The sequence below is a fragment of the Bacillota bacterium genome (assembly GCA_013178045.1).
Classification (GTDB): Bacteria; Bacillota; Ch66; order Ch66; family Ch66; genus Ch66.
This window is the reverse complement of sequence record JABLXP010000025.1, coordinates 1-24,740: the sequence shown is the minus strand read 5'-3', so window position 1 is coordinate 24,740 and position 24,740 is coordinate 1. Positions and strand designations below refer to the sequence as shown.

At 48.5% G+C, this 24,740-nt stretch carries 22 protein-coding genes and 1 tRNA gene; 12 read left to right on the top strand and 11 right to left on the bottom strand.

The annotated features are described in order from the left end of the window. Window positions 1-207: 207 nt before the first annotated feature. Complete coding sequence (locus HPY81_09710) at window positions 208-732, top strand: DUF523 domain-containing protein (protein NPV27690.1); 525 nt, start codon at window positions 208-210, stop codon at window positions 730-732. Beyond that, window positions 677-1,681 (top strand): tRNA 4-thiouridine(8) synthase ThiI, encoded by a 1,005-nt coding sequence (locus HPY81_09705; GenBank protein ID NPV27689.1) that lies wholly within the window; start codon window positions 677-679, stop codon window positions 1,679-1,681. Before HPY81_09710 ends, HPY81_09705 begins: the two co-directional genes overlap by 56 nt. A gap of 40 nt (window positions 1,682-1,721) precedes the next feature. On the opposite strand, the gene HPY81_09700 is transcribed toward HPY81_09705, so the two are convergent. From HPY81_09700 to HPY81_09655, 10 genes are all read right to left on the bottom strand, one after another. Continuing rightward, complete coding sequence (locus HPY81_09700; protein NPV27688.1) at window positions 1,722-2,648, bottom strand: MBL fold metallo-hydrolase; 927 nt, start codon at window positions 2,646-2,648, stop codon at window positions 1,722-1,724. Between the two features lie 27 nt (window positions 2,649-2,675). Continuing rightward, window positions 2,676-3,221: a GDSL family lipase gene (locus HPY81_09695; protein NPV27687.1), complete on the bottom strand. Its 546-nt coding sequence runs from the start codon at window positions 3,219-3,221 to the stop codon at window positions 2,676-2,678. 59 nt (window positions 3,222-3,280) lie between these two features. Next, on the bottom strand, window positions 3,281-6,055 hold the full coding sequence (locus HPY81_09690; GenBank protein ID NPV27686.1) for a UPF0182 family protein: 2,775 nt from the start codon (window positions 6,053-6,055) through the stop codon (window positions 3,281-3,283). A 62-nt stretch (window positions 6,056-6,117) separates the two neighbouring features. Next, window positions 6,118-6,969: an MTAP family purine nucleoside phosphorylase gene (locus HPY81_09685; protein NPV27685.1), complete on the bottom strand. Its 852-nt coding sequence runs from the start codon at window positions 6,967-6,969 to the stop codon at window positions 6,118-6,120. Then, window positions 6,969-8,051, bottom strand: a complete 1,083-nt coding sequence (gene mqnC / locus HPY81_09680; protein ID NPV27684.1) for a dehypoxanthine futalosine cyclase — start codon at window positions 8,049-8,051, stop codon at window positions 6,969-6,971. Before mqnC ends, HPY81_09685 begins: the two co-directional genes overlap by 1 nt. 1 nt (window position 8,052) lies before the next feature. Then, on the bottom strand, window positions 8,053-8,880 hold the full coding sequence (locus tag HPY81_09675; protein ID NPV27683.1) for a menaquinone biosynthesis protein: 828 nt from the start codon (window positions 8,878-8,880) through the stop codon (window positions 8,053-8,055). Continuing rightward, window positions 8,865-9,977, bottom strand: a complete 1,113-nt coding sequence (gene mqnE / locus HPY81_09670) for an aminofutalosine synthase MqnE (protein ID NPV27682.1) — start codon at window positions 9,975-9,977, stop codon at window positions 8,865-8,867. The genes HPY81_09675 and mqnE overlap by 16 nt, the downstream gene beginning before the upstream one ends. A gap of 159 nt (window positions 9,978-10,136) precedes the next feature. Next, entirely contained in the window at window positions 10,137-11,072 is a 936-nt protein-coding gene (locus HPY81_09665; GenBank protein ID NPV27681.1) for a D-alanine--D-alanine ligase, read from the bottom strand. Between the two features lie 38 nt (window positions 11,073-11,110). After that, a complete protein-coding gene (locus tag HPY81_09660) occupies window positions 11,111-11,983 on the bottom strand; it encodes a PHP domain-containing protein (GenBank protein ID NPV27680.1) in 873 nt (290 codons plus the stop codon). Between the two features lie 241 nt (window positions 11,984-12,224). Next, window positions 12,225-12,488 (bottom strand): hypothetical protein, encoded by a 264-nt coding sequence (locus HPY81_09655; protein NPV27679.1) that lies wholly within the window; start codon window positions 12,486-12,488, stop codon window positions 12,225-12,227. A 149-nt stretch (window positions 12,489-12,637) separates the two neighbouring features. On the opposite strand from HPY81_09655, the gene HPY81_09650 reads away from it, so the two are divergent. The 9 genes from HPY81_09650 (at window position 12,638) to HPY81_09610 (ending at window position 22,270) form a co-directional block, all read left to right on the top strand. Next, window positions 12,638-12,713 (top strand) — tRNA-Trp (locus HPY81_09650). Between the two features lie 195 nt (window positions 12,714-12,908). Continuing rightward, entirely contained in the window at window positions 12,909-13,829 is a 921-nt protein-coding gene (locus HPY81_09645) for a tyrosine-type recombinase/integrase (GenBank protein NPV27678.1), read from the top strand. Between the two features lie 650 nt (window positions 13,830-14,479). After that, window positions 14,480-16,033 carry an SAM-dependent DNA methyltransferase gene (locus HPY81_09640; GenBank protein NPV27677.1) on the top strand — a complete coding sequence of 518 codons (1,554 nt, stop codon included), beginning with the start codon at window positions 14,480-14,482 and terminating at the stop codon, window positions 16,031-16,033. Between the two features lie 25 nt (window positions 16,034-16,058). Continuing rightward, a complete protein-coding gene (locus HPY81_09635) occupies window positions 16,059-17,267 on the top strand; it encodes a restriction endonuclease subunit S (GenBank protein ID NPV27676.1) in 1,209 nt (402 codons plus the stop codon). Beyond that, complete coding sequence (locus HPY81_09630) at window positions 17,268-20,420, top strand: type I restriction endonuclease subunit R (GenBank protein NPV27675.1); 3,153 nt, start codon at window positions 17,268-17,270, stop codon at window positions 20,418-20,420. Between the two features lie 47 nt (window positions 20,421-20,467). Beyond that, window positions 20,468-20,635, top strand: a complete 168-nt coding sequence (locus HPY81_09625) for a hypothetical protein (protein ID NPV27674.1) — start codon at window positions 20,468-20,470, stop codon at window positions 20,633-20,635. A gap of 131 nt (window positions 20,636-20,766) precedes the next feature. Next, entirely contained in the window at window positions 20,767-20,994 is a 228-nt protein-coding gene (locus tag HPY81_09620; protein ID NPV27673.1) for a hypothetical protein, read from the top strand. A 189-nt stretch (window positions 20,995-21,183) separates the two neighbouring features. After that, complete coding sequence (locus HPY81_09615) at window positions 21,184-21,360, top strand: hypothetical protein (protein NPV27672.1); 177 nt, start codon at window positions 21,184-21,186, stop codon at window positions 21,358-21,360. Between the two features lie 712 nt (window positions 21,361-22,072). Beyond that, a complete protein-coding gene (locus tag HPY81_09610) occupies window positions 22,073-22,270 on the top strand; it encodes a hypothetical protein (protein ID NPV27671.1) in 198 nt (65 codons plus the stop codon). A 424-nt stretch (window positions 22,271-22,694) separates the two neighbouring features. Here HPY81_09610 and HPY81_09605 read toward each other — a convergent pair whose 3' ends face one another. After that, window positions 22,695-22,880 (bottom strand): hypothetical protein, encoded by a 186-nt coding sequence (locus tag HPY81_09605; GenBank protein ID NPV27670.1) that lies wholly within the window; start codon window positions 22,878-22,880, stop codon window positions 22,695-22,697. Between the two features lie 184 nt (window positions 22,881-23,064). On the opposite strand from HPY81_09605, the gene HPY81_09600 reads away from it, so the two are divergent. Next, a complete protein-coding gene (locus tag HPY81_09600) occupies window positions 23,065-23,784 on the top strand; it encodes a DUF5343 domain-containing protein (protein NPV27669.1) in 720 nt (239 codons plus the stop codon). Window positions 23,785-24,740: the final 956 nt, after the last annotated feature.

Sequence of the window (24,740 nt, the reverse complement as noted above, 5' to 3'; positions counted from 1 at the left end):
GGTGCCAATATTTGACCACCTGTGGGGTGGCTGTCAAGGCCGCTGCCTTGATGCTGATGTTTTGAACGGTGAGGTCTCATAGCGGAAAAAATTTTTGTGGAGATACCTACTAGATCTTGACACGGACAATATCCAGGCATAGCTTGCCCAATCAGTTAACTTTCAAGTATAATTTGTTAGTATAATTAAGAGTGAGGTGGAAACAAGGTGATTCTGGTCAGTGCTTGCCTGCTTGGAATTAGGTCCCGCTACGATGGTCAAACTAATGCCAAGTCAGAACTGATCCCGCTTTGTCAGCGCGGATTGGCCATCCCGGTTTGTCCGGAACAACTGGGCGGATTGCCTACACCCCGTCCACCCGCCGAGATTCAGGGTGGGGACGGAGCAGCGGTTCTGGCTGGACAGGCGGTGGTGGTGAATGCGGCAGGTCGGGACGTGACGAGCGCGTTCGTTGCCGGGGCCAAGGAAGCCCTCAAGATTGCCATCTTGTACGGGGCTGATACAGCTATTCTCAAGGCGCGCAGCCCGTCGTGCGGCTACGGCAGTATCTACGACGGCACTTTTTCTCATCAACTGCAAAACGGTGATGGGGTCACCACCGCCATCTTGCGCACTCACGGACTCTCAGTTTATACCGAAGAACAGGTCACACCAGAGCTACTGAGGAGGTTGGTCTATGACAACAGCAATTGCCCTGCTCTCCGGGGGCCTCGACAGCCAACTGGCGGTTAAGGTTATCCAAGAGCAAGGAATTGAGGTGATTGGGGTTAATTTTAAAAGTCCGTTTTTCGGGGCGGCACCACCTGTTTATCGGGCAGCCGAGCAACTGGAGATTCCCCTACAGATACTGGACCTGAATGATGTCTATATGGATGTTTTAAAGAACCCGCGCTATGGTTATGGGAAAAACCTTAACCCATGCATAGACTGCCACGGATTGATGCTCCAGCGCGCCGGTCAGTATATGGAAGAAATCAAGGCCGATTTCCTGATCACGGGCGAAGTGCTCAAGCAGCGGCCTAAATCCCAGCACCGCGATGCTCTGCGGATTGTGGAAAAGTTGTCTGGTTATCCCGGTTTAATACTGCGGCCTCTTTCCGCCAAATTACTACCACTGACCATTCCCGAGGAGAAAGGCTTGGTTGACCGGGCACGCCTGCTGGACATTTCCGGCCGGTCACGCAAGCCGCAGATAGAACTCGCCAAAAAATACGGCCTAAGGGATTACCCATCACCTGGTGGCGGTTGTCTGCTGACCGTACCGAGTTTTGCGAACCGATTGCGCCGTTTGTTAACAATTAAATCTGTACCAACGAGTTCTGACCTGGAGTTACTCAAGGTAGGTCGCCATTTTTATTTTGACCAGTTTCCCGGCTGGCTGATTATTGGAAGAAAAAGTGAAGAAAACGAGCAGGTTAAGGAATTGGCACAAGCTGGAGATATTTTGCTGAAGGTCGTCAGCCATCCTGGGCCTACTACCCTGGTCCGCCCGCTCAATCCGGTTGAGCCGATCCCACACCCGGTGCTAGAAACGGCAGCCGGTCTGACGGCCCGGTACAGTGATGCCCAGAACCTGAAGCAAGTCGAGGTAAAATGCTGGCCTGTCGGCACTGGAGAAGAACAGGTGCTGGTGGTTAGCCCCCTTCAGCCCAACGAAATCACAGGAATAGAGCAGGTGTAGGTCAGAATCTGGCTCTGTCGTAATGCTGCGTCCGACAGGTTTAGCTGATGGCCAGGTATGACTCGCCCCTTTGGACAATTTTATTTTGCTTTTGCAGGCGCATAAGGTGCTTACAGATCATCATTTTTTCCCAGAAAACAAATCGATCATCCAGATGGCGGCGATAGAAAATGTTTTGGGCCGCAATCTCATTAATTGTCCTTGGTTTTTTTAACAATTTCAAGATTTTCTCTTCCCGCTCATAGATACGGTTAAGGTATTTGATCAATTTGGCCTCTACCTCAGCAGTAACTGGCTCGTGGTGGCTGGTCAGCAGAAGGGCTGGTTTTAAAGAAATAACTTTCTGGATAGAAATAATGAAATCATCCAAATTGGCCCGTAGATTCCCATAAAAAGGTCCCCAGTCACTCACGTCGATGTCACCAGAAAAAACAATTTTTTCTTTAGGGAAATAAAACGCGCAATGACCAGGGGTATGGCCAGGTGTATGGACAATTTGTAGTTCCACTTCTCCCCAATGAAAAACCTGTCCATCATTGAACTCGTAATGAACAGGTGAGGTTTGATAGCGGAAGACCGCGTTATGGCCTAATGAGATCCAGAAAACCTCTCCCTTCCTGGTTACCTGTAAGTTGTCATTAGTTCCCATCAGCTTTGGCCAGGCCCGAAAGCCTAATAGATCGATAAAATGTTCTACTGACCGCATCGGTGGAGCATCTAGGGCATGCGCCCAGACCTTGGCCTGCGGGAACAAACGGTTGCCCACGACGTGATCAAAATGGCAGTGCGAATTTATAATGTAGTTAATTGAATGAGGCTCAACCAGCTGAAGCTGCTCTTTTCCCGCTCCAGTATCGATCAGTACCCGGACCTCGTCTTCGATCAAGAGACAGTTGGCATAAGGAAAAGAGGCGTTGTTCTTGCCGGGGATCAGTTTGATTTTATCGGTAATTGGAATGGGCTGCATGCGAAAAATTTCCTCCTTCTCTGGACGCTACAGGGGGACAACTTCGGCCATGGCCGCGTAGCCCTGGATCGTCGGATGGCCACCATCCAGCAACAGATCCAAACGGATCGTCCCGCTGACCGGGTCCCGAAAAGCCCGGTCAAAATCAATCACCGTCAGGCCATTTTCCCGGGCATACTGGCGGATCCAATCCCGTAGCTTACTTAGTCGTGCCTCGTACTCATGAAATTCCATCGGTGTTGGCAGGCCGAGGACCGGGGTAATCCCGTTTTTGATGGCTTCCTGGCAGATGCCGGCCAGGTTATACGTTGTCCGGTCCCGGGACTCCCGGATGATGATATCATTCGCCCCACCGAGCACGATCACGTGTGAAGGCTCCAGGGCAACCACGTCTTCCTGGAAGCGCTCCCACATCTGCTCGGTGGTATCGCCATTGATGCCTTGATTGATCAGCGTCAGGCCGGAGCGTTCGGCCACCAACCGAACCCATGAGTAATCAGGGCCAAACGGGAACCCCCAGGTAATGCTGTCGCCCAGGCAAACGATTTTCGTAATTTCTCGACCGCCGAACATTTTACCCATTCGTTATCCCTCCTCGCCTAAGCCCCATTAATATCTGCTTTCTTTTACTTTTAACTGCCTGATTTTTGTGGTGTCACCGCTTTGCCTTTGGATTCCCCAGGGGGCTTTATCTGTTGAGACATCTCGATTAAGACCCGTTCCAGGTCCTTGAGGGTGGCCCCATAGCCGCCCCAGTCGCCGTCGCGAAGTTTTTTCTGCGCTTCCTGGAAGAGCTCGTTGGCTTTCTGAATCAACTGGGCGATAGGCAGCGGGCCTGGTTCGGGAGAAAGTTCTGTCTCTGCTGGCCGGCTGTAACCACTGGGATTAAAGATGCGTTGCAAGGCCGCATCCAGGGTGGGCTCCATCACCACCTGTTCCCCGTAGACCACGATTACCCGACGCAGTTCAGGCATCTTGCTCTGCTCGGCCTGCAGATAAAGTGGCTCAATGTAAAGCAGCGATTTTTCAATGGGGATTACTAACAGGTTGCCCCGGAACGTTTTCGAACCGCGCTGGTTCCATAGGGTTAGCTGCTGGGAGATCACAGAGTCCTGATCGATCCGGGCTTCGATCTGCATCGGCCCGTAGACAAGTTTCTGCTTCGGGAAGGTGTAGAGCAGCAATTGTCCGTATTTCTCGCCATCGGACCGGGCGCAGAGCCAGGCCACCATGTTTTCCTTATTGGTTGGGGTAAAGGGCAACATTAATAAAAATTCAGGCTTATTTTCTCCAGGTAGTTTCATAATTGTGTAATACGGTTCCATGGTTTCTTTCTTATCGCCAAAAAGTTCCTGGGGAATTGCCCACTTATCCTCTTTATTATAGAAGACACGCGAATCCTCCATGTGATAGGTGGCAAACATCCGTGCCTGCACTCCAAACAGGTCCTCCGGATATCGGATGTGCTGTTTCAGGTCAGCCGGCATTTTCTCCAAGGGCACAAATAGCGACGGCAGGATCTTGGCATAAGTAGTGATGAGCGGATCGTATTTATCGGTAATGTAAAAGGTCATCGAACCATTGTAAGCATCAATAACTACCTTGACTGAATTTCGGACGTAGTTGCCCCAGCCCTCGGTCGGTTCGGAGTATGGGTACTTATCGGTCACTGTGTAAGCGTCCTGAATCCAGTACAGTTTGCCGTCACTACCGATCACCAGGTAGGGGTCCCGGTCGTAGCAAAGAAACGGCGCAACCTTCCGTACGCTCTGGTGAATATTACGGTTGAGCAAGACCCGACTCTCCAGGGTCAGGTCATTAGCCAAGAGCAGCTTGTAGTCCCCCAGGCCGAAGGCAAACAGCACCCGGCGGAAAACAGACGAGATCTTGACGCCACCGGTGCCCTGGTAAGTGGTGTAGACATTTTCTTCACCAAGCGGGTAGTCAAACTCTTGGGTTTTGGTGTTAACAATGACATACTCGTCAGTTGCCTCGCCGTAGTAGATTTCTGGACGCTTAACCACCAGATCGACCCTTGACTGCGGCGGGATATCCTGGATAAAAAATTTCGGCAAACCCTCTGGAGTAACCTCGTTGACTGGGCTCATGCTGACTCCGTAACCATGGGTGTATTTTAAACGCTGGTTAACCCAGGTCTGGGCGCGGTCGGGCAATTGTCCCTGAATCAGTTCCCGCGGGGCCAGGACCACCTGCCGGTAGCGGCCATCAATATGGTAACGGTCGACGTCAAGGTCCTTGAAGGTGTAATACAGCCGCATTTCTTGCAGTTGAGCATACGTCTGTTTTAACGGCTGCCAGTCCCAGAGGCGGACATTCTTGACTGTATCGCTGTTTTTCTGGATATCGGCCCAGGTCAGGTTGTTGTCCGCCGGGAAATTTTGTTTTTCAATCTTGTCCAGGTTATAGGCCTGCTTCGTGAATTGAATGTTGTAGTTGATGAACGGCTGCTCTTTTTCAAACTCATTGGGCTCAACCACAAATTTTTGCACCATCCCCGGATAGATAACGCCAATGGCCAGGGATGTCAATAAAAGCAGGCCAATGCTGATGCCGACCCATTTGAGGCGGCGGATGAACAGGTTGATGATGATAATCACGGCACAGAGCAGGGCGACGACGGACAATACTTCGAGGGAAAAAAGTTTGGCATGAATATCGGTATAACCAGCGCCATAAACAACCCCGCTGGGCGAATACAGTAATTCATATGTATCCAACCGGTAGCCCCAGGCTTTCAAAGCAAAAAACAGAGCGACCAGCACAGATAGATGCACTTTGGGGCGCGAAAACTCAGCCAGAGGATTCCGGAAAAAAGCCACCGGACTGGCAATTAAGTAGACAATTCCCGCCGCGACCGCGGAAATAACCAGGCCGGCCATCAGGAAGTTATAGACAAATTGATAAAACGGCAGAATAAACACATAAAAACCAACATCCCGGCCAAACAGCGGGTCGGTTACCCCGAACGGGGTCGCCTTCAGATACTGCTGGATGACGATCCACTTATCTGAACCGATAGCACTAAACAGCCAGGCCAGAAAAAAACTGGCGACCAGGTAGAACAAAACGAGACCTTTGCCCTCGAGAAATCTTTCCCACCTTGGCTGCTGTAAACGAATAATTTTTTGACCGGCATCAGTATAAGTGATGCTGGTGACTGACTTCCGTGTAAACAGCAGGTTGATGAAGAACATTAAAAAGAACAATCCACCGATAGCTGACCGCAGGCTGATCTTGGAAACCCAGGTGGTCAGAAATACAGACTGCAGCCCTAAAGAAGAAAACCACAGCCAGTCGATGTAGATCTGGGCGGTTAAGGCCACAACAATGACCAGAATAATCAGGATGATGGCCGCCACAAATCTGGCGTTGCTTAGACCCCTCACAATCACTCATCCTTTCTTCGCCTTTCATCCCCTCTCTCTAGAGGAAGGAGAATTATCGACGATTAGATCAAATATGTATCTTTCAGCAGCGTTGGCTTGCGCAGGTCGGCACAGCCGCAATCCTGGTCGAGACTGATTTCTTCCAAAGCCTTCAGGATGATTTGCCAAATTTTCGGGGCATCTTCGTAAAAGATGTCTCTCAGTTCCTGGTGCTCCCAGTCCCGTACCACGCCCTCAGCGTAATTAACCACCACGTAAAGGCCAGCGTAACAAGCACCGATCTCCCGGGCGAGATAGACTTCGGGACAAAGGCTCTGACCAATAATATCTCCCTGCCACTGGCGAATAACATTGACTTCGGCCGGGCTTTCAAAGTGTCGTCCATCAGTCACCACATAGATACCGCGATCAAAGACTCTTTTAAGGGGATTGACCTCAGCCACACGAACCAGAGTTTCACGTAAAGACGGGCAGAGAGCCTGTCGCATGACCAGCAGGTAATGACCCTCCAGTCCGACATCGCGCCGGAGGGAAAAATCGATATAGTCGTGGGGAATAACCAGGTCCCGTGGCTTCAAGAGGTGATTGGCAGCCCCTACTCCACCTTCCGCAAGGACTTTTTTTACGCCAGCCTCGCGAAAAACCCAGAAGACCTGCTGTGAAGCCTGTGCACGCGTTACTCCCGCACGCCAGCCATGCATCCGGCAGGTCAGCACCATCCGCTCCGGCTTATTTTTCAAGCGAAACCATTGAAAAGGTGGACTTTGCCCGTACGGTGTGTCATAGACCAGTTGCTCGCCCAAAATTTCGATCTGATCTTCTGCCGTCGTTTCGGTCAGCCTTAATGAGTAGGTACCAGAACCGCCGATCAGGCCCAGGTTGACCTTTGGTATTTGTCTAGACGGGAGCAAAATTACTCAACCTCCTGGTCGAAAACCTGGATGATCTGGTAGCGGGTATCACGCTGGGCCGGAATTTTTCCCGTAGCCCGGATCAGCCGAATCATTTCTTCCTTAGATATTTTATAGGAGACGCCGGTGGAGCGCACCACGTTCTCTTCAATCATGATACTGCCCAGATCATCACCCCCAAACAAAAGAGTCAACTGACCAATCCTGGGTCCTTGAGTGACCCACGAGCCCTGGATGTGAGGAAAATTGTCCAGGAACAGACGGGCGATGGCCAGTGTCCGCAAATAGTCTATACTGGAGGTGTGTTGACCACCTAGCTCTGTATGGCCTGGTTGAAAAGTCCACGGAATAAATGCCCGAAAACCACCGGTACGGTCTTGTAAAGCCCGCAGCTTGCTCAGGTGAGCGATTCGGTCGGCAGGAGTTTCCACTGACCCCAGCATCATCGTGGCCGTGGTGGACATCCCTAACTGGTGCGCCGTTTCCATTACCTCCAACCACTGATTGGCAGTAATCTTGTGAGGACTTATTACCTGACGCACCCCATCAACGAGAATTTCTGCCCCGCCGCCTGGCAGTGAATCTAGCCCCGCGGCCTGGAGCCGCTGCAGCACTTTACGGATAGGCAAGTTAGATTGATCAGCCAGATGAAAAATTTCCGGCGGCGAGAAAGAATGGATCTCGATCTGGTAGCGGGATTTGATGCTGGCTAAAAGCTCTTCAAAATATTCCAGGTCCAGGTCCGGGTGCAACCCGCCCTGGAGCATAATCTGTGTTCCGCCAAGGGCCAGTGTTTCTTCAATTTTCTCAAAGATTTCTTTTTGCGTCAACAAATAAGCCTCAGGGTGAAAGCGTTCTCGATAAAAGGCACAGAACTTGCACCGGCTCACACAAACATTGGTATAGTTAATGTTGCGATCAATGATAAAGGTCGCGATATTTTCGGGATGCAGACGGTTTGCTATTTCATTGGCCGCCCGGCCAAGGTCGAGCAGGTCGCCTTCCGCAAAAAGATATAGCGCTTCATCTTCACTTAACCGGTGTCCTTCCAACGTCTGCTCGATAATTTCTTCAGTGTGTGTCATACTAGACCTCCAGAAACTTGATTTCAGGCACGGTCTTCAGAATACCAAGGGTTTGCGCTCGCCGGTAGTATTCTAACAAACCAGCCTGGAGATTGGGGCCGAAAGAAAATCGCAGGGTCTGAAAATAATCGCATAGATATTCCATTGCAAACGGTTCCCAACGGGCTGCATTCTCGGCAACCGCAGTAATATTGCGCAAGCTGTAGTCCATTGACTTAAAGAAAGCATGATAGACTTCTCTGGCCAGGTCTGGCTGAGCAGTGGCAAATTCTTTTCTAATCGCCCAAACCGCGAAAACCATACCTAGTCCCGTTAAAGTTTTCCACTCTAGACCAAGATCATACACAAAAAGCCGTTCCTTAAGCTGATAGGCGGCACGCATCGCATGATCCCCAATCAATAGTGCGGCTTCAGCCTCTAACAGCATGGAACCAAGTTCGGGTGGACTGACAAAATAACGGGGTTTAATTCCATACTTATCACGCATGATAATCTGTAGTAATGCTTGACTAGTAGCCGAAGTGCTGGTTAAGGCCACGGGCTGCCCGTCAAGTTGTTCGATGGGCACTTTACTGAAAAGGTATATGCTTTTGACTTCACCGTCAGCACTTACTGAAATGTTTGGCATCAAAATTAGCTCCTCGTGGTGCCGGGCGTATTCAATTGAAGAAATCGAGCTGATATCAAGTGAACCTTCTAGCAAGTAACGATTTAGTTCAGTCGGGGTCCCTTTTACCAGGTCGACATCAAGTAGAACGTCGTTTTTAACCAGCCCGTAATACAGAGGCAAAGAATTAAGAAATTGAATATGACCTACACGGGGACGCATTGTTTTTCCTCCTGATCGTATATTTGCAGGACATTATAAACGGTGTCCCGCTCTACAGGGATGTAACCGGCCTCACGAATTAAGCGAATCAATTCGGATTTGGTGATACCCGGCGCGGTCTTGGCCCCGGCGGCGTGAGTAATTTTTTCCTCCACCACCGTTCCATCAAGATCGTCGACCCCGAATTCAAGGGAGAGCTGGGCCAATGGAACCCCCAGCATAATCCAGAAGGCCTTAACATGGTCGAAGTTATCCAGCAACAGCCGGGAAATGGTGATCACCTTCAAGTCATCAAAAGCCGTGGTTCTAGGGACATCAGCGAGAGCAGTGTTCTCAGGGTGAAAAGCGAGAGGAATAAATGACTGAAATCCTCCAGTTTCATCCTGTAACTCGCGCAATCTGAGCAGGTGGTCAACTCTTTCTTCGATAGTTTCAATGTGTCCGTAAAGCATGGTGGCATTTGTGCGCACGCCCAGGCCGTGAGCGGTCCGCATTACTTCCAGCCAGCGTTCAGTGCTGGCTTTCCTGGGACATGTCAATTGGCGAACCCGGGGGCTGAGGATCTCTGCTCCCCCACCGGGCATAGAGCCAAGGCCGGCCTCCTTGAGCTTAACTAAAACTTGTTCAATGGATAGCCCGCTAATTTTCGCAAAATAGTCAATCTCCACGGCTGTAAAAGCCTGCAAATGCACTTGGGGCCAGCGTCGGTGCAGTTCTTGAATAATCTCCAGATAATATTCAAAAGGCAGATCTGGGTGGAGTGCACTAACAATATGCAGTTCAGTCACTCCTTGAGGAATTGATTCTTCCGCGACGCGTAAAACCTCCTCCAGGGACATGGTATATGCTTGTGGAGCATCACGGTCCACCCCAAAAGCGCAAAATTTACATCGAGAAACACAGATATTGGTTAGATTAATGTGTCGATTGACATTGAAGTAAACGTAACGACCAGTTTTGCGCTGCTTGATCAACCTGGCCAGTTCCCCTAAAAAGTGCAGATCATTGCTGGCAAACAAGCGCAAGGCTTCATCGCGATTTAGTCGTTCATTATTTTCGACCTTGGCTTGGATATCGACAAGGTTAGCTGCAGGCATGAAAGAAAATCTCCTTTCAGTGTCGGAATTGTAAAAAAACGTTAAGCACTTTAGTTATTCTGGGTTGTGAATCGATTTCCTCCTAGAAAAAATAAAATCTTCTCAACAAATAAGCCCAACCTGAAACCAGGCTGAGCCTCAATAGTTATTGATTATAGCCTATTTTTTTAAGGCGTTTTCGACCAGAATTTCCACTAATTCAGGAAACTCGATCCCGGCTGCCCGGGCAGCATCTGGGAACAGGCTGGTTGATGTCATGCCGGGTGCGGTATTGGCTTCAAGTACATAAGGGGTACCGGCGGTATCGACCATGAAGTCAATCCTGGCATATCCCTGACAGCCAAGCGTTTGAAAGGTACGGATAGCTAAATCCTTGACTTTCTGCTGGACTGCTTCGGACAGACGCGGCGGAATGATGTGCTCACTCATACCCACCGTGTACTTGGATTCGTAATCATAGACGCCAGTGGTGGAGACAATCTCAATTAGCGGCAAGGCTAATGGGGGATCATCACCGATAATGGAAGCAGTAACCTCAACTCCCTGAATCATTTGCTCGACCAGTAAGTCCGAGTCGTATTTTAAAGCTTCAGTAATAGCCTGGGCTAATCGGCTTTCTTCCTTAACAAACTGGATCCCAATGGTTGACCCCTGGGTAGCTGGTTTGACGACCACCGGCAGGCCGATGTCAGCCATTATCGCGCTGGCTGCTGCCGGGATACCCCGGTCCCGAATGTCTCGGGTGGTAATAACCCGGAATTTCGCGGTCGATATACCCTCGTAGGTAAGGATTTTTTTCGTATAGATTTTATTCATACATATAGCGCTGCTCAAAACTCCTGAGCCAGTGAACGGAATGCCCAGCAGTTCTAACAGCCCCTGTATTGTTCCATCCTCACCATATTTCCCGTGGAGTGCGATAAAAACAACTTCGGGTTTAATCTCTTTCAGATGGTCAACGACATTGTCGTTAACATCAATCTTGATCGCATCATACCCTTTGGCTAATAAAGCCAAATAGACGGATTCCCCTGATCTCAAAGAAACTTCTCTTTCAGTTGAGCGGCCACCCATCAGCACCGCGACTTTCCTCATTGGTTTCTTCCTCCTCTATTTGGTTTTAGAATTTATATCTAACGGGCCACGTTGTGTTTGACTGTAGACTGTTGGTGGCGGGCCATCCAGTGTTCAGTCAATGTGGTGACAACTCGCTCGGGGATATGCATTTCTCCAAGTTTTACTGGCGCAAACTGGCCGTGGTAGTCGCTCCCGCCCGTCATTAACAGTTTGCGTTCTTGGGCCAGTTGCTCATAACGACGAATCCATTCATCGCGTTTGTTACCAAAGTAATAGTAATAGACTTCAATCCCTTCCACCGGGTATTTTAGCAGTTCGAGAACGATTTGGTCGTCACGAATTAAACCTGGATGAGCTAAAACAGGAATGCCGTCACACTGCAGGATAAGTTCAACCGCTTCTCCAAAAGAGTGTTGGGTAAACTCAACATAAGCTAAACCATTGCGGGTCAAATATTTGCGCAGGATCTCGATCATCTCGTCTTGGGAGTTAATATACCCCGCTTCGTAGATCGCATGTAAAATATGATTTTTACCAATCGCCACATTGTCCTGGGCGATTCCCTGCACTCGTTCAAAATTGATGTTAAAACCATGGCGACGAAGTTTTTCCACAATATCCATGGCAATTGCGTTACGTTCTTCACGCAGTTCTTTAAGCCGGTTGTTCAGGATCGGTGAGTTAATGTCAATGTAATACCCAAGCAAGTGAATCTCACGGTCAGCGTAACCAGCCAGAAGTTCCACGCCAGGTATCAATTTGATATTTTTTGCTTGAGCCAGTCCCTGAATTTCAATTATACCTTCAATGCTTTCGTGATCAGTTAAGCTGATGCAGCTTAATCCCGCCTGATTTGCCTCCTCAATTAGCTTACTAGGCGGAGTGGTCCCATCAGAAGCACTGGTGTGAATATGGAGGTCGACCGACATGTTAACACTCCTTTGGCTAGCAGACCGCGCACGTTAAGCATAAGAAAAGAGCAATCTGGGGGAATCAGTAGTCTGCCTTCGCTTAGTTTATTGTAGTCATTATAAATTATAAATTATTCGTGGCCAGAAATGAAAATACCTTTTCTTCCTGTGAAAAAACATATTTAAAAGGGAACCGTTACCATCGCCGGTTCCCTTTCAGAATCGTAAAATATTGCGACTCTAGTCTTTGGAGTGGTGGTTAAACTATAATATTTAAAGTAACGATCAGCGGTTGTTTTGTCTTGCTTTTGACTTGTAGTTCCCATTTCCTAATCTCCGGGGCAACTTCAATCTCTTCCCACCGGGCCTCCAGATATGGGGCATACACATAGGTAGTCTGGCCCTGGGGGAATTTAACCTGAAGTTCAAACTTCTGCTGCTCACTGGCCCGGTACATGCCATGCCAACGCGAGTCATCTTTGACGGAAATAGTCATTACTTCAACTTTTACCGGGTTACCCATAGCTCCCACTCTCCCTCATTTGCATGATAGGTATTATTTGACATCGGGCGAGCATTTTCCTCCTATAAGTGGAAAATGAAGGTAGAGTTTTGGTGGTTGACTTTTGCGATAGGTTTATATATAATGTTTTTTGCACAATAGTTAAATGCAGGGGTGTAGCTCAATTGGTAGAGTAGCGGACTCCAAATCCGTTGGTTGCGGGTTCAAGTCCTGCCGCCCCTGCCATTAAGTAAAATCAAGGCCTCCTGGTTCTAAAGGGTCCAAAAGAGTCCGTTGGTTGCTGATTTTGGGCGAGGCTGTACCTCCAGGGGTAGAAAGATGCACCATCAGGACACGGCCATCGTCTGGACCTACGAAGGATGGGAGGTTTATTTTATGCCCCGCAAAACTTCTGGCGGCGCAACACGGCCGCCTCATCGCATGTCTCGCAAGTGGACAACCTGGCAAGACGTTCTAACTGAGTTCATCCTGCAGAAGCGAGCCGAAGGGCTGGCCTGGCGAACGCTGGATGATTATGAAGACCATATCACCCGCTTCTTCAGCCGTTGCCATGTGGAGTTCGCCGACTACGAGGCCCTGCGCCGCGCCGTGCTGGCCTACCTCGCTGAACCCGTCGCGCCGGCCACACGCAATATCCGCCTGAGTAATCTGAAGATTTTCTTTCGCTGGTGTGTTGACAACAGCTACCTGCCGGACAATCCCTGTACTGGCATCAAGAAGTCCAGGGATGACGGTACCGTCCGCCATCTCAGCCTTGAAGAAGTTAAGCAGCTCCTGCGGCAGCCTGACCGGTCGAAGTACACCGGCCTGCGGGACTACTGCATGATCCTCCTGCAACTCGATACAGGCATCAGGCCGGGTGAGATGTGCCAGCTTCTGCCTGGCGACGTCAACCTGGAAGCCAGGGAGATCTACATCCGTCCCGGTGTGGCCAAGACGCGAATCGGCCGCACCCTTCCCTTCTCCCCTACCACGGCAGCTGCCCTGGCCCGTCTCCTGAAGGTCCGACCGACCTGGTGGAGCGAAAAGGTGCCCCTGTTTGCCAGCGAACAGGGCAACCCTCTGACTTCCTGGTGGTGGAGCAAGCAGTTTAAGAAGTACAGCGAGCAGGCCGGAGTGCGGTCTTCTCCTTACTGTTTACGCCATACTGCGGCTATTGAATTCCTGCGGCATGGTGCCGACGCTTTCAGTGTCCAGCGAATGCTGGGACACACTGATCTGACCATGACCAAGCGCTATGTCAACATCTGCCTGGACGATCTCAAGACAGTACACGACAAGGCCAGCCCGGTGCAGGCGCTGTTCACAATGGACAAGCGGGCCAGCCGTAAACTGGATTGAGAATAGTATGAATACATCAACACCCAGCCTTGTTTTTAGGCTGGGTATTTTGTTGAGGCGCACTTACATGCTTATTATAACTTCGTTGCTTCGCAGCAAGCGGTTGCTCTGGGCGTCGATGCCCGTCATGACAAGTAGTAGTTGCCTGTGTCCATGTTGGGTATGGTTTCGCGGCTGATGCTTCTCCCCCCACTTCCTTGGGCAGGAAGTACGGGCCGCCGAACGAGTGAACGAGCAGCTGTACCAGATCTCGTAGCCCCTGGTGGTGTCAAGGGACAGGGATGGCCGCCCGGTTAAGGTGACGTTGTAGGTGTTGGTGAGATACCATCCGAGGCCAACGTGGATCATATGACCATCCGACAAAGGATATGGCTGCCGTCCCCGGGCGAAGCTAAGCTTTAAGGTGCGTCCCTCGATGGTATAGTCCTCTTTACTCACTAATCCGATGGAACAATAGGAGCTGCTTGGACGCTGCGAGTGCCATTTAACTCTGGTGACCGCAGCATGGATGGGCTTTTTAAGCTGGTGATATGGGAGATAGCAAACTATGGTGGGAGGATTTGCACTGTTTTTGGCGAAATACCTAAAATATCCAAATCATTACCATAAGTATGGAATATACAGACCAGAAATGTTTGGGGTGTTATTCAATGCCATCGATTAATAACGAGATAGAGAAGCGGCTCTGGAATGCCGCCGACCAGTTGCGAGCCAACTCGAAGTTGAAAGCTTCGGAGTACTCTGTGCCTGTCCTGGGCCTTATCTTTTTGAGGTTTGCCGACCAGAGATTCAGTGTAGCAGAAAAGGAACTGGCAGAAAAGGCGCGGGCAGTAAGCTCCAGACGTATCATCGGTAAAGCCGATTATCAAGCCCTGGGGGTCCTTTACCTCCCCGAACACGCCAGGTACAATTATCTCCTGCAACTACCGGAAGCCGAGAATATCGGCAAGGCTGTCAACGAGGCCATGAAAGCCATAGAAGCGGAAAATGAAGATTTGAAAGACGTCCTGCCAAAAACCTATACCCGGCTGGATAAAGATACGCTTATCGCGCTGTTGAAGATATTCTCCGAAATTCCCATGGACGTCGAAGGGGATGTATTCGGCAATGTATACGAGTACTTCCTTGGTGAGTTTGCCCGTTCGGAAGGACAGCGGGGTGGCGAATTCTACACGCCCACCTCGATCGTCAAGCTCATTGTCGAGGTAATTGAGCCTTACCAGGGCCGGATCCTGGACCCGGCCTGCGGGTCTGGTGGTATGTTCGTCCAGTCGGCCCGGTTTGTTCAGAACCATAAGAAAAATCCAAGCAGTGAAATATCCATCTACGGCCAGGAGAAGGTAGCCGAAACGGTACGGCTGTGCAAAATGAACCTGGCGGTGCATGGCCTCTCTGGCGACATAAGGCAGGCCAACACTTATTACGAAAATGTGCACAACTGCATCGGCCGCTTTGACTTTGTGATGGCCAATCCCCCGTTCAACGTTGACGGTGTGGACAAAGAGAAGATTAAAGACGATTCCAGGTATCCCTTCGGCCTGCCTACGGTCGATAACGCCAACTACATCTGGATTCAGGAGTTTTACAGCGCCCTGAATGATAAGGGGCGGGCTGGTTTCGTCATGGCCAACTCCGCCAGCGACGCCAGGGGTTCGGAGCTGGAGATACGAAAGAAGCTTATACTGGACAAAGTCGTCGATGTGATGATCGCCGTAGGGCCGAATTTCTTCTATACCGTTACCCTGCCCTGCACCCTTTGGTTCTTTGATAAGGGCAAGCGGCAGAGCGACCGCGGGAACAAGGTGCTGTTCATCGACGCGCGGAACATCTACCGCCAGGTGGACAGGGTCCACAGAGAGTTTACGCCGGAGCAGATTGAATTTATCGCCAATATCGTGCGGCTGTACCGGGGCGAGCCGGTGGAAACCATGAACGGTTCTGAGGAAATGCTGAAAGAGCATTTCCTGGAAGGTAAATATGTAGATATCCCCGGCCTGTGCAAGGTGGCTACCATCGAGGAAATCGAGGCCCAGGGCTGGAGCCTTAACCCCGGCAGGTATGTGGGGGTTGCCCAGAAGGACGAAGAAGACTATGACTTCATGGAACGTCTGCAGGAGTTGAACGAGGAACTAGAGCAGCTAAACGCCGAGGCAGCGGAGCTGGAGGAGAGGATAAGGGAGAATGTGGGGAAGATATTGATTTAATTATTTACAATAAGGGGTTATTTTTATGATTACCAAATCAATTGATGAAGTCTCTGAAACCTTGATCGACTATAGGGGTAAAACACCTAAAAAAACTGATAATGGAATAAAGCTTATAACTGCGAAAGTGATAAAAGATGGATTTATTATAGATGGAAACCACGAATATATAAGTGAAGAAGAATATGATAAGTGGATGACAAGGGGGCTTCCGAAACAGTGGGACATACTTATTACAACAGAAGCTCCTCTTGGTGAAGTTGCACGTTTAAGGACACCGGAAAAAGTTGCACTTGCTCAGAGGGTTATACTGTTGCGAGGTAATCCGAATATTATTGACCAAACTTATTATTTTTATGCTCTTAGGTCACCGTATGTGCAGAACGGACTGATGCAAAGAGCAACAGGCACAACTGTACTTGGTATTAAGCAGAGTGAATTAAGGCAAGTCAAGATACCTTATCATCCCCTACCTACTCAACGCAATATCGCCGCCATTCTCTCCGCCTACGACGACCTGATTGAAAATAACACCCACCGCATCAAAATCTTGGAGGAAATGGCGCAGCTCATTTACCGGGAGTGGTTTGTGAAGTTCAGGTTCCCGGGCCACGAGAAGGTCAGGATGGTGGATTCGGTGTTGGGGCCGATACCGGAGGGGTGGGAGGTAGTAAAGCTTGGAGAAATCATTGAATTTCAAAAGGGCAAAAAGGCAAAGAACGTGATAGAAGAACAATGTGATGGCTTCATTCCATATCTACTTATAGATGGGTTAAAGAATTATCACTATGTATATACAGACGACAAGAAAATACTTGTAGCATATGAAACAGATTGCATCATGGTTATGGATGGAGCGAGTTCAGGATACGTAAGTATTGGGCATTATGGGGCTGTAGGTTCAACACTTGCTAAAATTACTATCAAAGGCAATCTAAACTCATATTATTTATATCAATTCTTACAAGTTAATTATAAGATTATATCTGACAACAATACTGGTTCTGCAATACCTCATACAAACAAAGATTTTGTTAATGGGATGTTCATACCGATACCACCCATCAGCCTTATGAGAATATATATAGACTGTGTAGAACCTATTTTTAGGCTAACTTGGAAACTCAGGAAGAAAAACACCATCCTCCACCGCACCCGCGACCTGCTATTGCCTAGGCTTATCTCCGGCGAACTGGATGTAGAAAACCTGGATATAGACGTAGGAGGTGATTAAATGAGCCAGTACGGTGAAGATGCGCTGATTGAGCAGCCGGCCATCCACCTGTTTGCCCAGCTCGGCTGGGAAACCGTCAATTGTTTTTATGAAACCCTGGGAGCCGCGGGGACCCTTGGCCGGGAGGCTACTTCCGAAGTGGTGCTGACCCGGTATCTCCGTAATGCCCTGGAGAAGCTCAATTCCGGCATGGACAGCGAGGCTGTCAACCTGGCCATCGAGGAAATCGTTAAAGACCGCAGCAGTTTAAGCCCCGTCCAGGCCAACCGGGAGGTTTACAAACTCCTCAAGGACGGGGTCAAGGTTACATATAAGAACGCCGATGGTGAAGAAACCGATGAGGTAGTGAAGGTCATCGACTGGAACTGTCCGAAGAACAACCACTTCCTGCTGGCGTCTCAGCTCTGGATATCCGGCGAAATCTACAAGCGCCGCGCCGACCTTGTCGGCTTTGTCAACGGTATCCCCCTTGTTTTTATCGAGCTCAAATCCACTGCCCGCCGGTTGGAACACGCCTACTACGACAACCTGCGGGACTATAAAAATACCATCCCCCAGTTGTTCTGGTACAACGGCTTTATCATCCTGTCCAACGGCAGCCAGAGCCGCATCGGCAGTATGAGCGCGTCCTGGGAGCACTTTGCCGAATGGAAGAAAATCAACAGCGAAGGCGAGGAAGGCGTTGTCTCCCTGGAAACTATGCTTCGCGGAACCTGTGCTAAGGCCAAACTTTTGGACATCGTGGAAAACTTTACCCTTTTCAGTGATGCCGGCGGGTCTCTGGTCAAACTGGTAGCCAAGAACCACCAGTACCTAGGGGTCAACAACGCCATCGAAGCAGTGAAAAAGATACGGGAAAACAAAGGCCGCCTGGGGGTGTTCTGGCACACCCAGGGTTCGGGCAAGTCATATTCCATGCTTTTCTTCTGCCAGAAGATCCTGCGCAAAATACCCGGCAACTGGACTTTTGTAATCGTCACTGACCGAGAGGACCTAGATGATCAGATCTACAAGAACTTTGCCTCCGCTGGAGCTGTCATTGAGGAAAAGGTCCAGGCAGAAAGCGGTAAGCACTTAAAAGAGCTGTTAACTGAGAATCACCGCATGGTATTCACCCTTATCCAGAAGTTCAAAAGCGAAGACAATGGTAAGTACCCCAAGATAACCGACCGGGACGATATCATAGTGCTGGTGGATGAAGCCCACCGCAGCCAGTATGATACCCTTGCCGCCAATATGCGATCTGCTATGCCGAATGCCTCCTTCATCGCCTTTACTGGGACCCCTCTGATGGCCGGCGAGGAAAAAACCAGGGAAGTGTTCGGGGATTATGTTTCCATCTATAACTTCCGCCAGTCCATTGAGGATAGAGCCACTGTCCCCCTCTATTATGAGAACCGTATTCCGGAATTGCAGCTTATCAACGAAAACCTAAACGATGACATTCAGAACATCATTGATGACGCCGACCTCAGTGAAGAACAGGAAAAGAAGCTAGAACGCGAGTTTGCCAGGGAATATCACCTGATTACCCGTGACGACCGGCTGGAGATCATTGCCGAGGATATCGTCAAGCATTTTATGAACCGGGGCGAGATGGGCAAGGCAATGGTAGTTAGTATTGACAGATTTACTGCTGTCAAGATGTATGACAAGGTTCAGAAATACTGGCAGAAGTACATGGATAAACTGCAGAAGCAGCTTGCCAAATGCGAACCTAAAGAAACTGCCGAAATAAGAAAGAAACTGGACTACATGAAGGAAACCGATATGGCTGCGGTCGTATCTTCCAGCCAGAACGAGGTTGAAGACTTTCAGAAAAAGGGGCTGGATATCCTGCCCCACCGCAAACGCATGGTAACCGAAGACTTGGATACCAAGTTTAAGGACCCCAATGACCCTTTCAGAATTGTGTTTGTTTGTGCTATGTGGCTGACGGGTTTTGATGCTCCTGCTGTCAATACAATTTATCTGGATAAGCCCATGAAGAACCATACCCTGATGCAGACTATCGCCAGGGCGAACCGGGTATTCAAGGACAAAACCTGCGGCACCATCGTCGACTATATTGGTGTGTTCCGCAACCTCCAAAAAGCCCTTGCCATCTATGCCACCCCTGCAGCGGGCGGCTCAGTTGATACGCCGGTGAAAGACAAGGCAGCACTAATCGATGAACTTAAAAAAGCTATTGCCGAAACAACTGCTTTCTGTAATGAAAAAGGCATTGACGTAGGCCGGCTCTTAAAGGCCAGAGATTTTGAACTTGTTCGTCTGCTGGACGATGCTGTTGAATGCCTGGTGGTGAACGACGAGACCAAGAAGAAGTTCCTGTTTTTGGCAGGGAACGTTAGCAAGCTTTACAAAGCAATCTTACCGGAGCCCAAAGCATTTGAATTTGCCGATCATAAGAACCTTTTCACCTGTATTGCTGACAAGATCCGGGCGTTAACGCCCCCCACCGACATATCAGAAGTAATGGCTGACATTGAGAAGGTACTTGACCGGTCTATTGCCGCTGAAGGATATATAATACACGAAGACCCTGCCGGTTACAGCACGAAAGTTGACCTGAGCCAGATTGATTTTGAGGCGTTGCGGAGGCACTTTGATAAATCCCGGAAGCATACGGAAGTCGAAAAGCTGAAAGGAATGATCAGCGCCAAACTAAACATGCTTGTACACTTGAACAAAAGCAGGATTGATTTTGCCGAAAGGTACCAGAAGATGATCGATGAATATAACAGCGGAGCTTATAATATTGATATCCTGTATCAAAAGCTTCTGAACTTTACTAAAGAACTCACTGAGGAAGAAAAACGAGGTATAGCAGAACAGCTTACCGAGGAAGAGTTGGCGATGTTTGATATTCTCACCAAACCCGAACTGAAGCTAACTAATAAAGAGAAGACTCAGGTAAAGAAAGTAGTTAGAGAGCTTTTAGAAACCCTGAAGAAGGAGAAACTGGTCCTCGATTGGCGAAAACGCCAGCAAACCCGGGCGGCAGTTTTGATTACTATACAGGATTATCTCGACCGGGGACTACCGCGCGCATACACTCCTGAAATATTTGAACAGAAATGTATTCAGGTATACCAGCACATATATGATAGCTATTTCGGTGCCGGGCGCAGTATTTACGGAAAAGCAAGCTAAGATTGATATAAATCACCTGAGGATTAAAAAATAAGGAGACAATCTTTATGACATATGAAATGCTTGTGGAGAACCTCCTTAAACTACCGCCTGCAGAAATGATAAAGGTAATTGAGGCGGTTATAAAACAACTATTAGCCAGGCATGATACTGGGTTAGCCAGAGAGATTATTGAGCGGTACCGGCTTGCACTTGAAGAATTGGCTCATATGTGACCAGATAGTAATAGGCGCTACATAGACGAGTTGACAGGTCTCGGCGCAACCATCGTCCATTGGAACTTCCAGGACTACTGTGAGTCGACCCTGGCTGTATCAGCAGCCTAAACTATAACACCGTGGAGATGATGCCCTATCGCCCCGCAGCCCGAGATGCTCCACGACGGTTATGCCATCATACAGCGCCGCTACCGCGACACCGGCATCGCACCCTGTCCGCCCTTCTCCAGTGGATTGCCTACCAGGTCTCTGCTCCATCTTCAACTATGCCACCCCGGCTGACACCATGGAAATGCATGAAGACCTCTACGCTGGCCTTTGACCTGGAGTTCTTGAGAACCGACTGCTGGGACTGACTGAGTGAGCTCGCCCTGCACCTAGGCCTCCACCAATGGGTGCCTTATGCGACCGGCCGAAACAAAACGCGGGACTCTGCCGCCTGCCACCTGCCGGAGGATATAGCTACCGAGGGCGTCGTCCTTGCCCACCCTTGCAGACACAGGTCATCTCTTTTTTGCCCTTACAAACCTGGCATAGACTGAATCTTGGCCGATACAGATCCGCTCTACCAGGCCTATCGCCTCCTGGTTCTGGACAAACATGTTTACGACCTGCCCGTCTACGTGGTTTGGACACGCCATCATCTGCCCTTTGCCTCCGAACTCTGGTGGTTCGCCACCCAGTATCTGCTGGCGCCGGGTTTCACCTGTCAGGTGGGCTAAAATTATTGGGCTGAACCAGCAGGAGTCTGAAGTTGGGTGTCGAATATGATGTGAGACCGTTGGGTCTTAGACGAATCCGTTGGTTCCTGACGAAAGGCCATTTTGACAAGGCTGGGAAGCCTTGAGAATCAAGGAGTTTCAGCCGTTCTTACTCGCTTGGTATAGTGGCGTTCTCCAAATCTGTTGGTTGCGAGTTCAAGTCCTGCCGCCCCTGCCAAAGAAAGTCAATAAAATCAAGGAATGACGGGGTTTTTGGACCCCGTCAAATGTTTTTATTAAGTCCATTTTTTACGCTATTTTCAGAAATTCTGGCGACAACCGGGCAACAAGTTTTTGTCCAAAACAAACCCTAGCTCACACCGAGGTTTCTTCTCATATTCTCCTCCTGTACATCACGCACGCCAAATTACTGGGCAATAACAAACCCTGGCTCGGTGGCCAGGGTTATTCTTCTTCCTTATATTTTCAATACCTCACCGGATCCGGCCGCTTATAGTGCATACACACACCATGCTTAATCACGCCCTCTTTACGCTCTGGTGGACATCGATCCACAAGGACACAGTTCTCGCAATGATGAAGCTGTTTATCTTTTAGTTTGCCGATTCGACCACAACTTGGGCATTCGGGAGATTCAAGCTCTTCATGAGCATATTCATCTCCACAACGACAGACTCTAATTACTCGGCCCATTATTATCACCAATGATAGTATGCCCAATCAAATAATCCATCTACACCTGGGTTTCTTCTTTATGCAACCGTCACTGCTCCTGCGGATCAGTGGTCTGGGTGAGTTGGGCCTCAACGTCGTGGAGTTGGTTCAGGGTAGTAAGGGATTGGAAGAAGAGGGCATAGGAATAGAGCCCTCCTTAAAACCAATGATAGCCAAAAACCCCGACCTGTCCTGACTAGGAGCAAAATGGATAAGTGAATAACACGTAGACACTAGGAATGGTCCCCCGGATTGACCTTTTGCTTTAGAATGTTACACAGCAAGGAATTAATCCTGCCGCAATGTAGGCCGGCCAGGTAGTCCCGGCTCGGTGATATAATTTGATGGGGCAGAGTGAAGTCCTGTTAAGTTGCTTAAGTCCTCTTCCCTTTTACTTCAGTGCACCAGGATCTTTTCCCACAAGCAGGACATCTCAGGTATTTATTTTAGGCGGAAATTGTAGACCAGCAAATTCCTACAATAACTCCAAAGATATGACCACACTTGGAACATTTATAGTCATAAGTCTGTGCATGCCACACCACAAGAATTGCTACAATTATCATGAGGTAAATAAGGATAACATCTCAAAATGCAACTAATTCCGCACCTTTTTTTTATTAATGAGTCTGATCTTTTTTCTGCCCGTATTCTTTCTCCCACTCTCTCAAAAGTTCAAATCTTTTCTTAATAGCTTCTTCTAGCTTGTTTCGGGCTTCTTTCTCTGTTTTCCCGTGGACACCTATTCGAAGGTCATCTGCATACGCACCCCATCCACCTTTTATAGGAGCTGTTCTAATCTGCATTTCGTTCTCCTCCTTATAATTTTTAATTCCAAAGCTTATTAAGCTTATTATATTTATTTATTATATAAGGGGTTTCGTTAGATACAAAATGCCATAACAAAATATCGCGTACAAAATATTTGTGCTTGACAAGAGAGTTACGAATGATATAATATCAAATAAAAGATACAAAAGGAGGATGTATATGCCGCGTACAGAAGAAAATTATATGCCGTATGCCTCGCCTAGTAATGTAATTGCAGTTATTCGCCGTATCAGAGACAGGGGACTACCTGACATTATCAACCCCCAGTTTCTGTCACAAATAGGGATTTCAGAACAAGGGGCTCACAGAACAATTGCAACATTGCAATTCCTTGGATTAATACATGATGACGGAATACCAACTGATGTTTTTAAAAGCTTGCATAGAGCTAACCAACATGAATACCCCTCCGAATTAGCAAACGTGATACGATCGGCCTACGAAAGCATTTTTAAAGTCGTTGACCCGACTAATACCAATGATATTGAGTTAAATGATGCCTTTAGGCCATTTGAACCTGCTTCTCAGCGAAGCCGTATGGTTACTTTGTTTCTTTCTCTTTGTAAAGAGGCTAAAATCTTGGAAGGGGAACCCCAAATTATCAAACAAAAAAAGCAATTGCTACCTAAAAAAGATGTCAGAAAGAGTTCTAGCAACGAAAAAGAAGCTGAGGTACCTACACATATCACCAATACGCCAGCGTCGCAACAGATTTTGGCCCCTCAAACAAATCTAATTTTTGATTTGCCGCCATTGATGGCAGGTATCTTTAGGTACTTGCAACAAAATCATGTTATAAATGAAGATAAACAAAAAGAGTTAATTCAATTATTTACAACTACTTTAAAAATTGAGTTCTCCCCTAAAAATAATGGCTAAAGAATAATACTTAGTCATTTACACATAGTGGGAGATAATTGGATAGGGAGGCAATTCTAAGCAGGTAATAACTTGCTATGGACATTTCTTTAAATAAAATGGTAAATAGTTTAGGGAAAAGGGTAAAAGGAGTAATAGCCGAGAAGATTGTTTAAAGAAAGAAAAACGTTTTGGGTTTCACCAACATAGTCTTGCCACGGCCCATAGCTTTTGCCAGGTTGTAGCTATGGCCTTAGAAGATAACCTACCTGCATTTTATGTATATCTTCTTTCCGGGGCAAGAAATTTTTCACAACCTGGTAGGAGGATATAATATGAGTCAAGAACGTATTTGTAACTATTGACAACCAAGTAACATATCCCAATTGCGTTTGTTCTTTTAAGCACTGGAGAAGCGAAATCATTAGAGCTAAAAATAAACCCTTTCCTATAGGGTTTAAGACAAAGAAAAAGGCGTAAACAAAAACGAAAAACGCCAATTAACCGTTAGGGCCTCTGGTGGGTAGGCCCTTTCCCATTTATTATATTTATATATATTATAACCCCAGGTTATAGGATTATTCAATAACTTGTTGTTTTAAGGACGGTGTCAACTTGTTATAGGATTTTTTATAATTAAAAAATTCCCCTCTTTGGATTAGCGGGGGCGCCGCCCCCGCACCCCCGCCCTCGCCGGGAGGCAGGCGGTCAGGCTTTGCCCGCCCGTTTAGCAATAGGGTGTTTTTTCTGAGCTGTCAAGGGCAAGGTCGCTTCGCTCCCCGTCTCTGACGGCCCTTGACAGCCATTTTATTGCGTAATCAAGCCCCCATGCTGGATGGAACGCAATATCCTAAACAATGGGGTTACCTTTCCTATGTTTTTTGCCGTAACGTTTCTCAATGTTTCCATACCGACTCCATAGAATGCTTTCTGTGCACGTTCCATCGCTTTTTTGACCAGGCCACTTACTTCTTTTT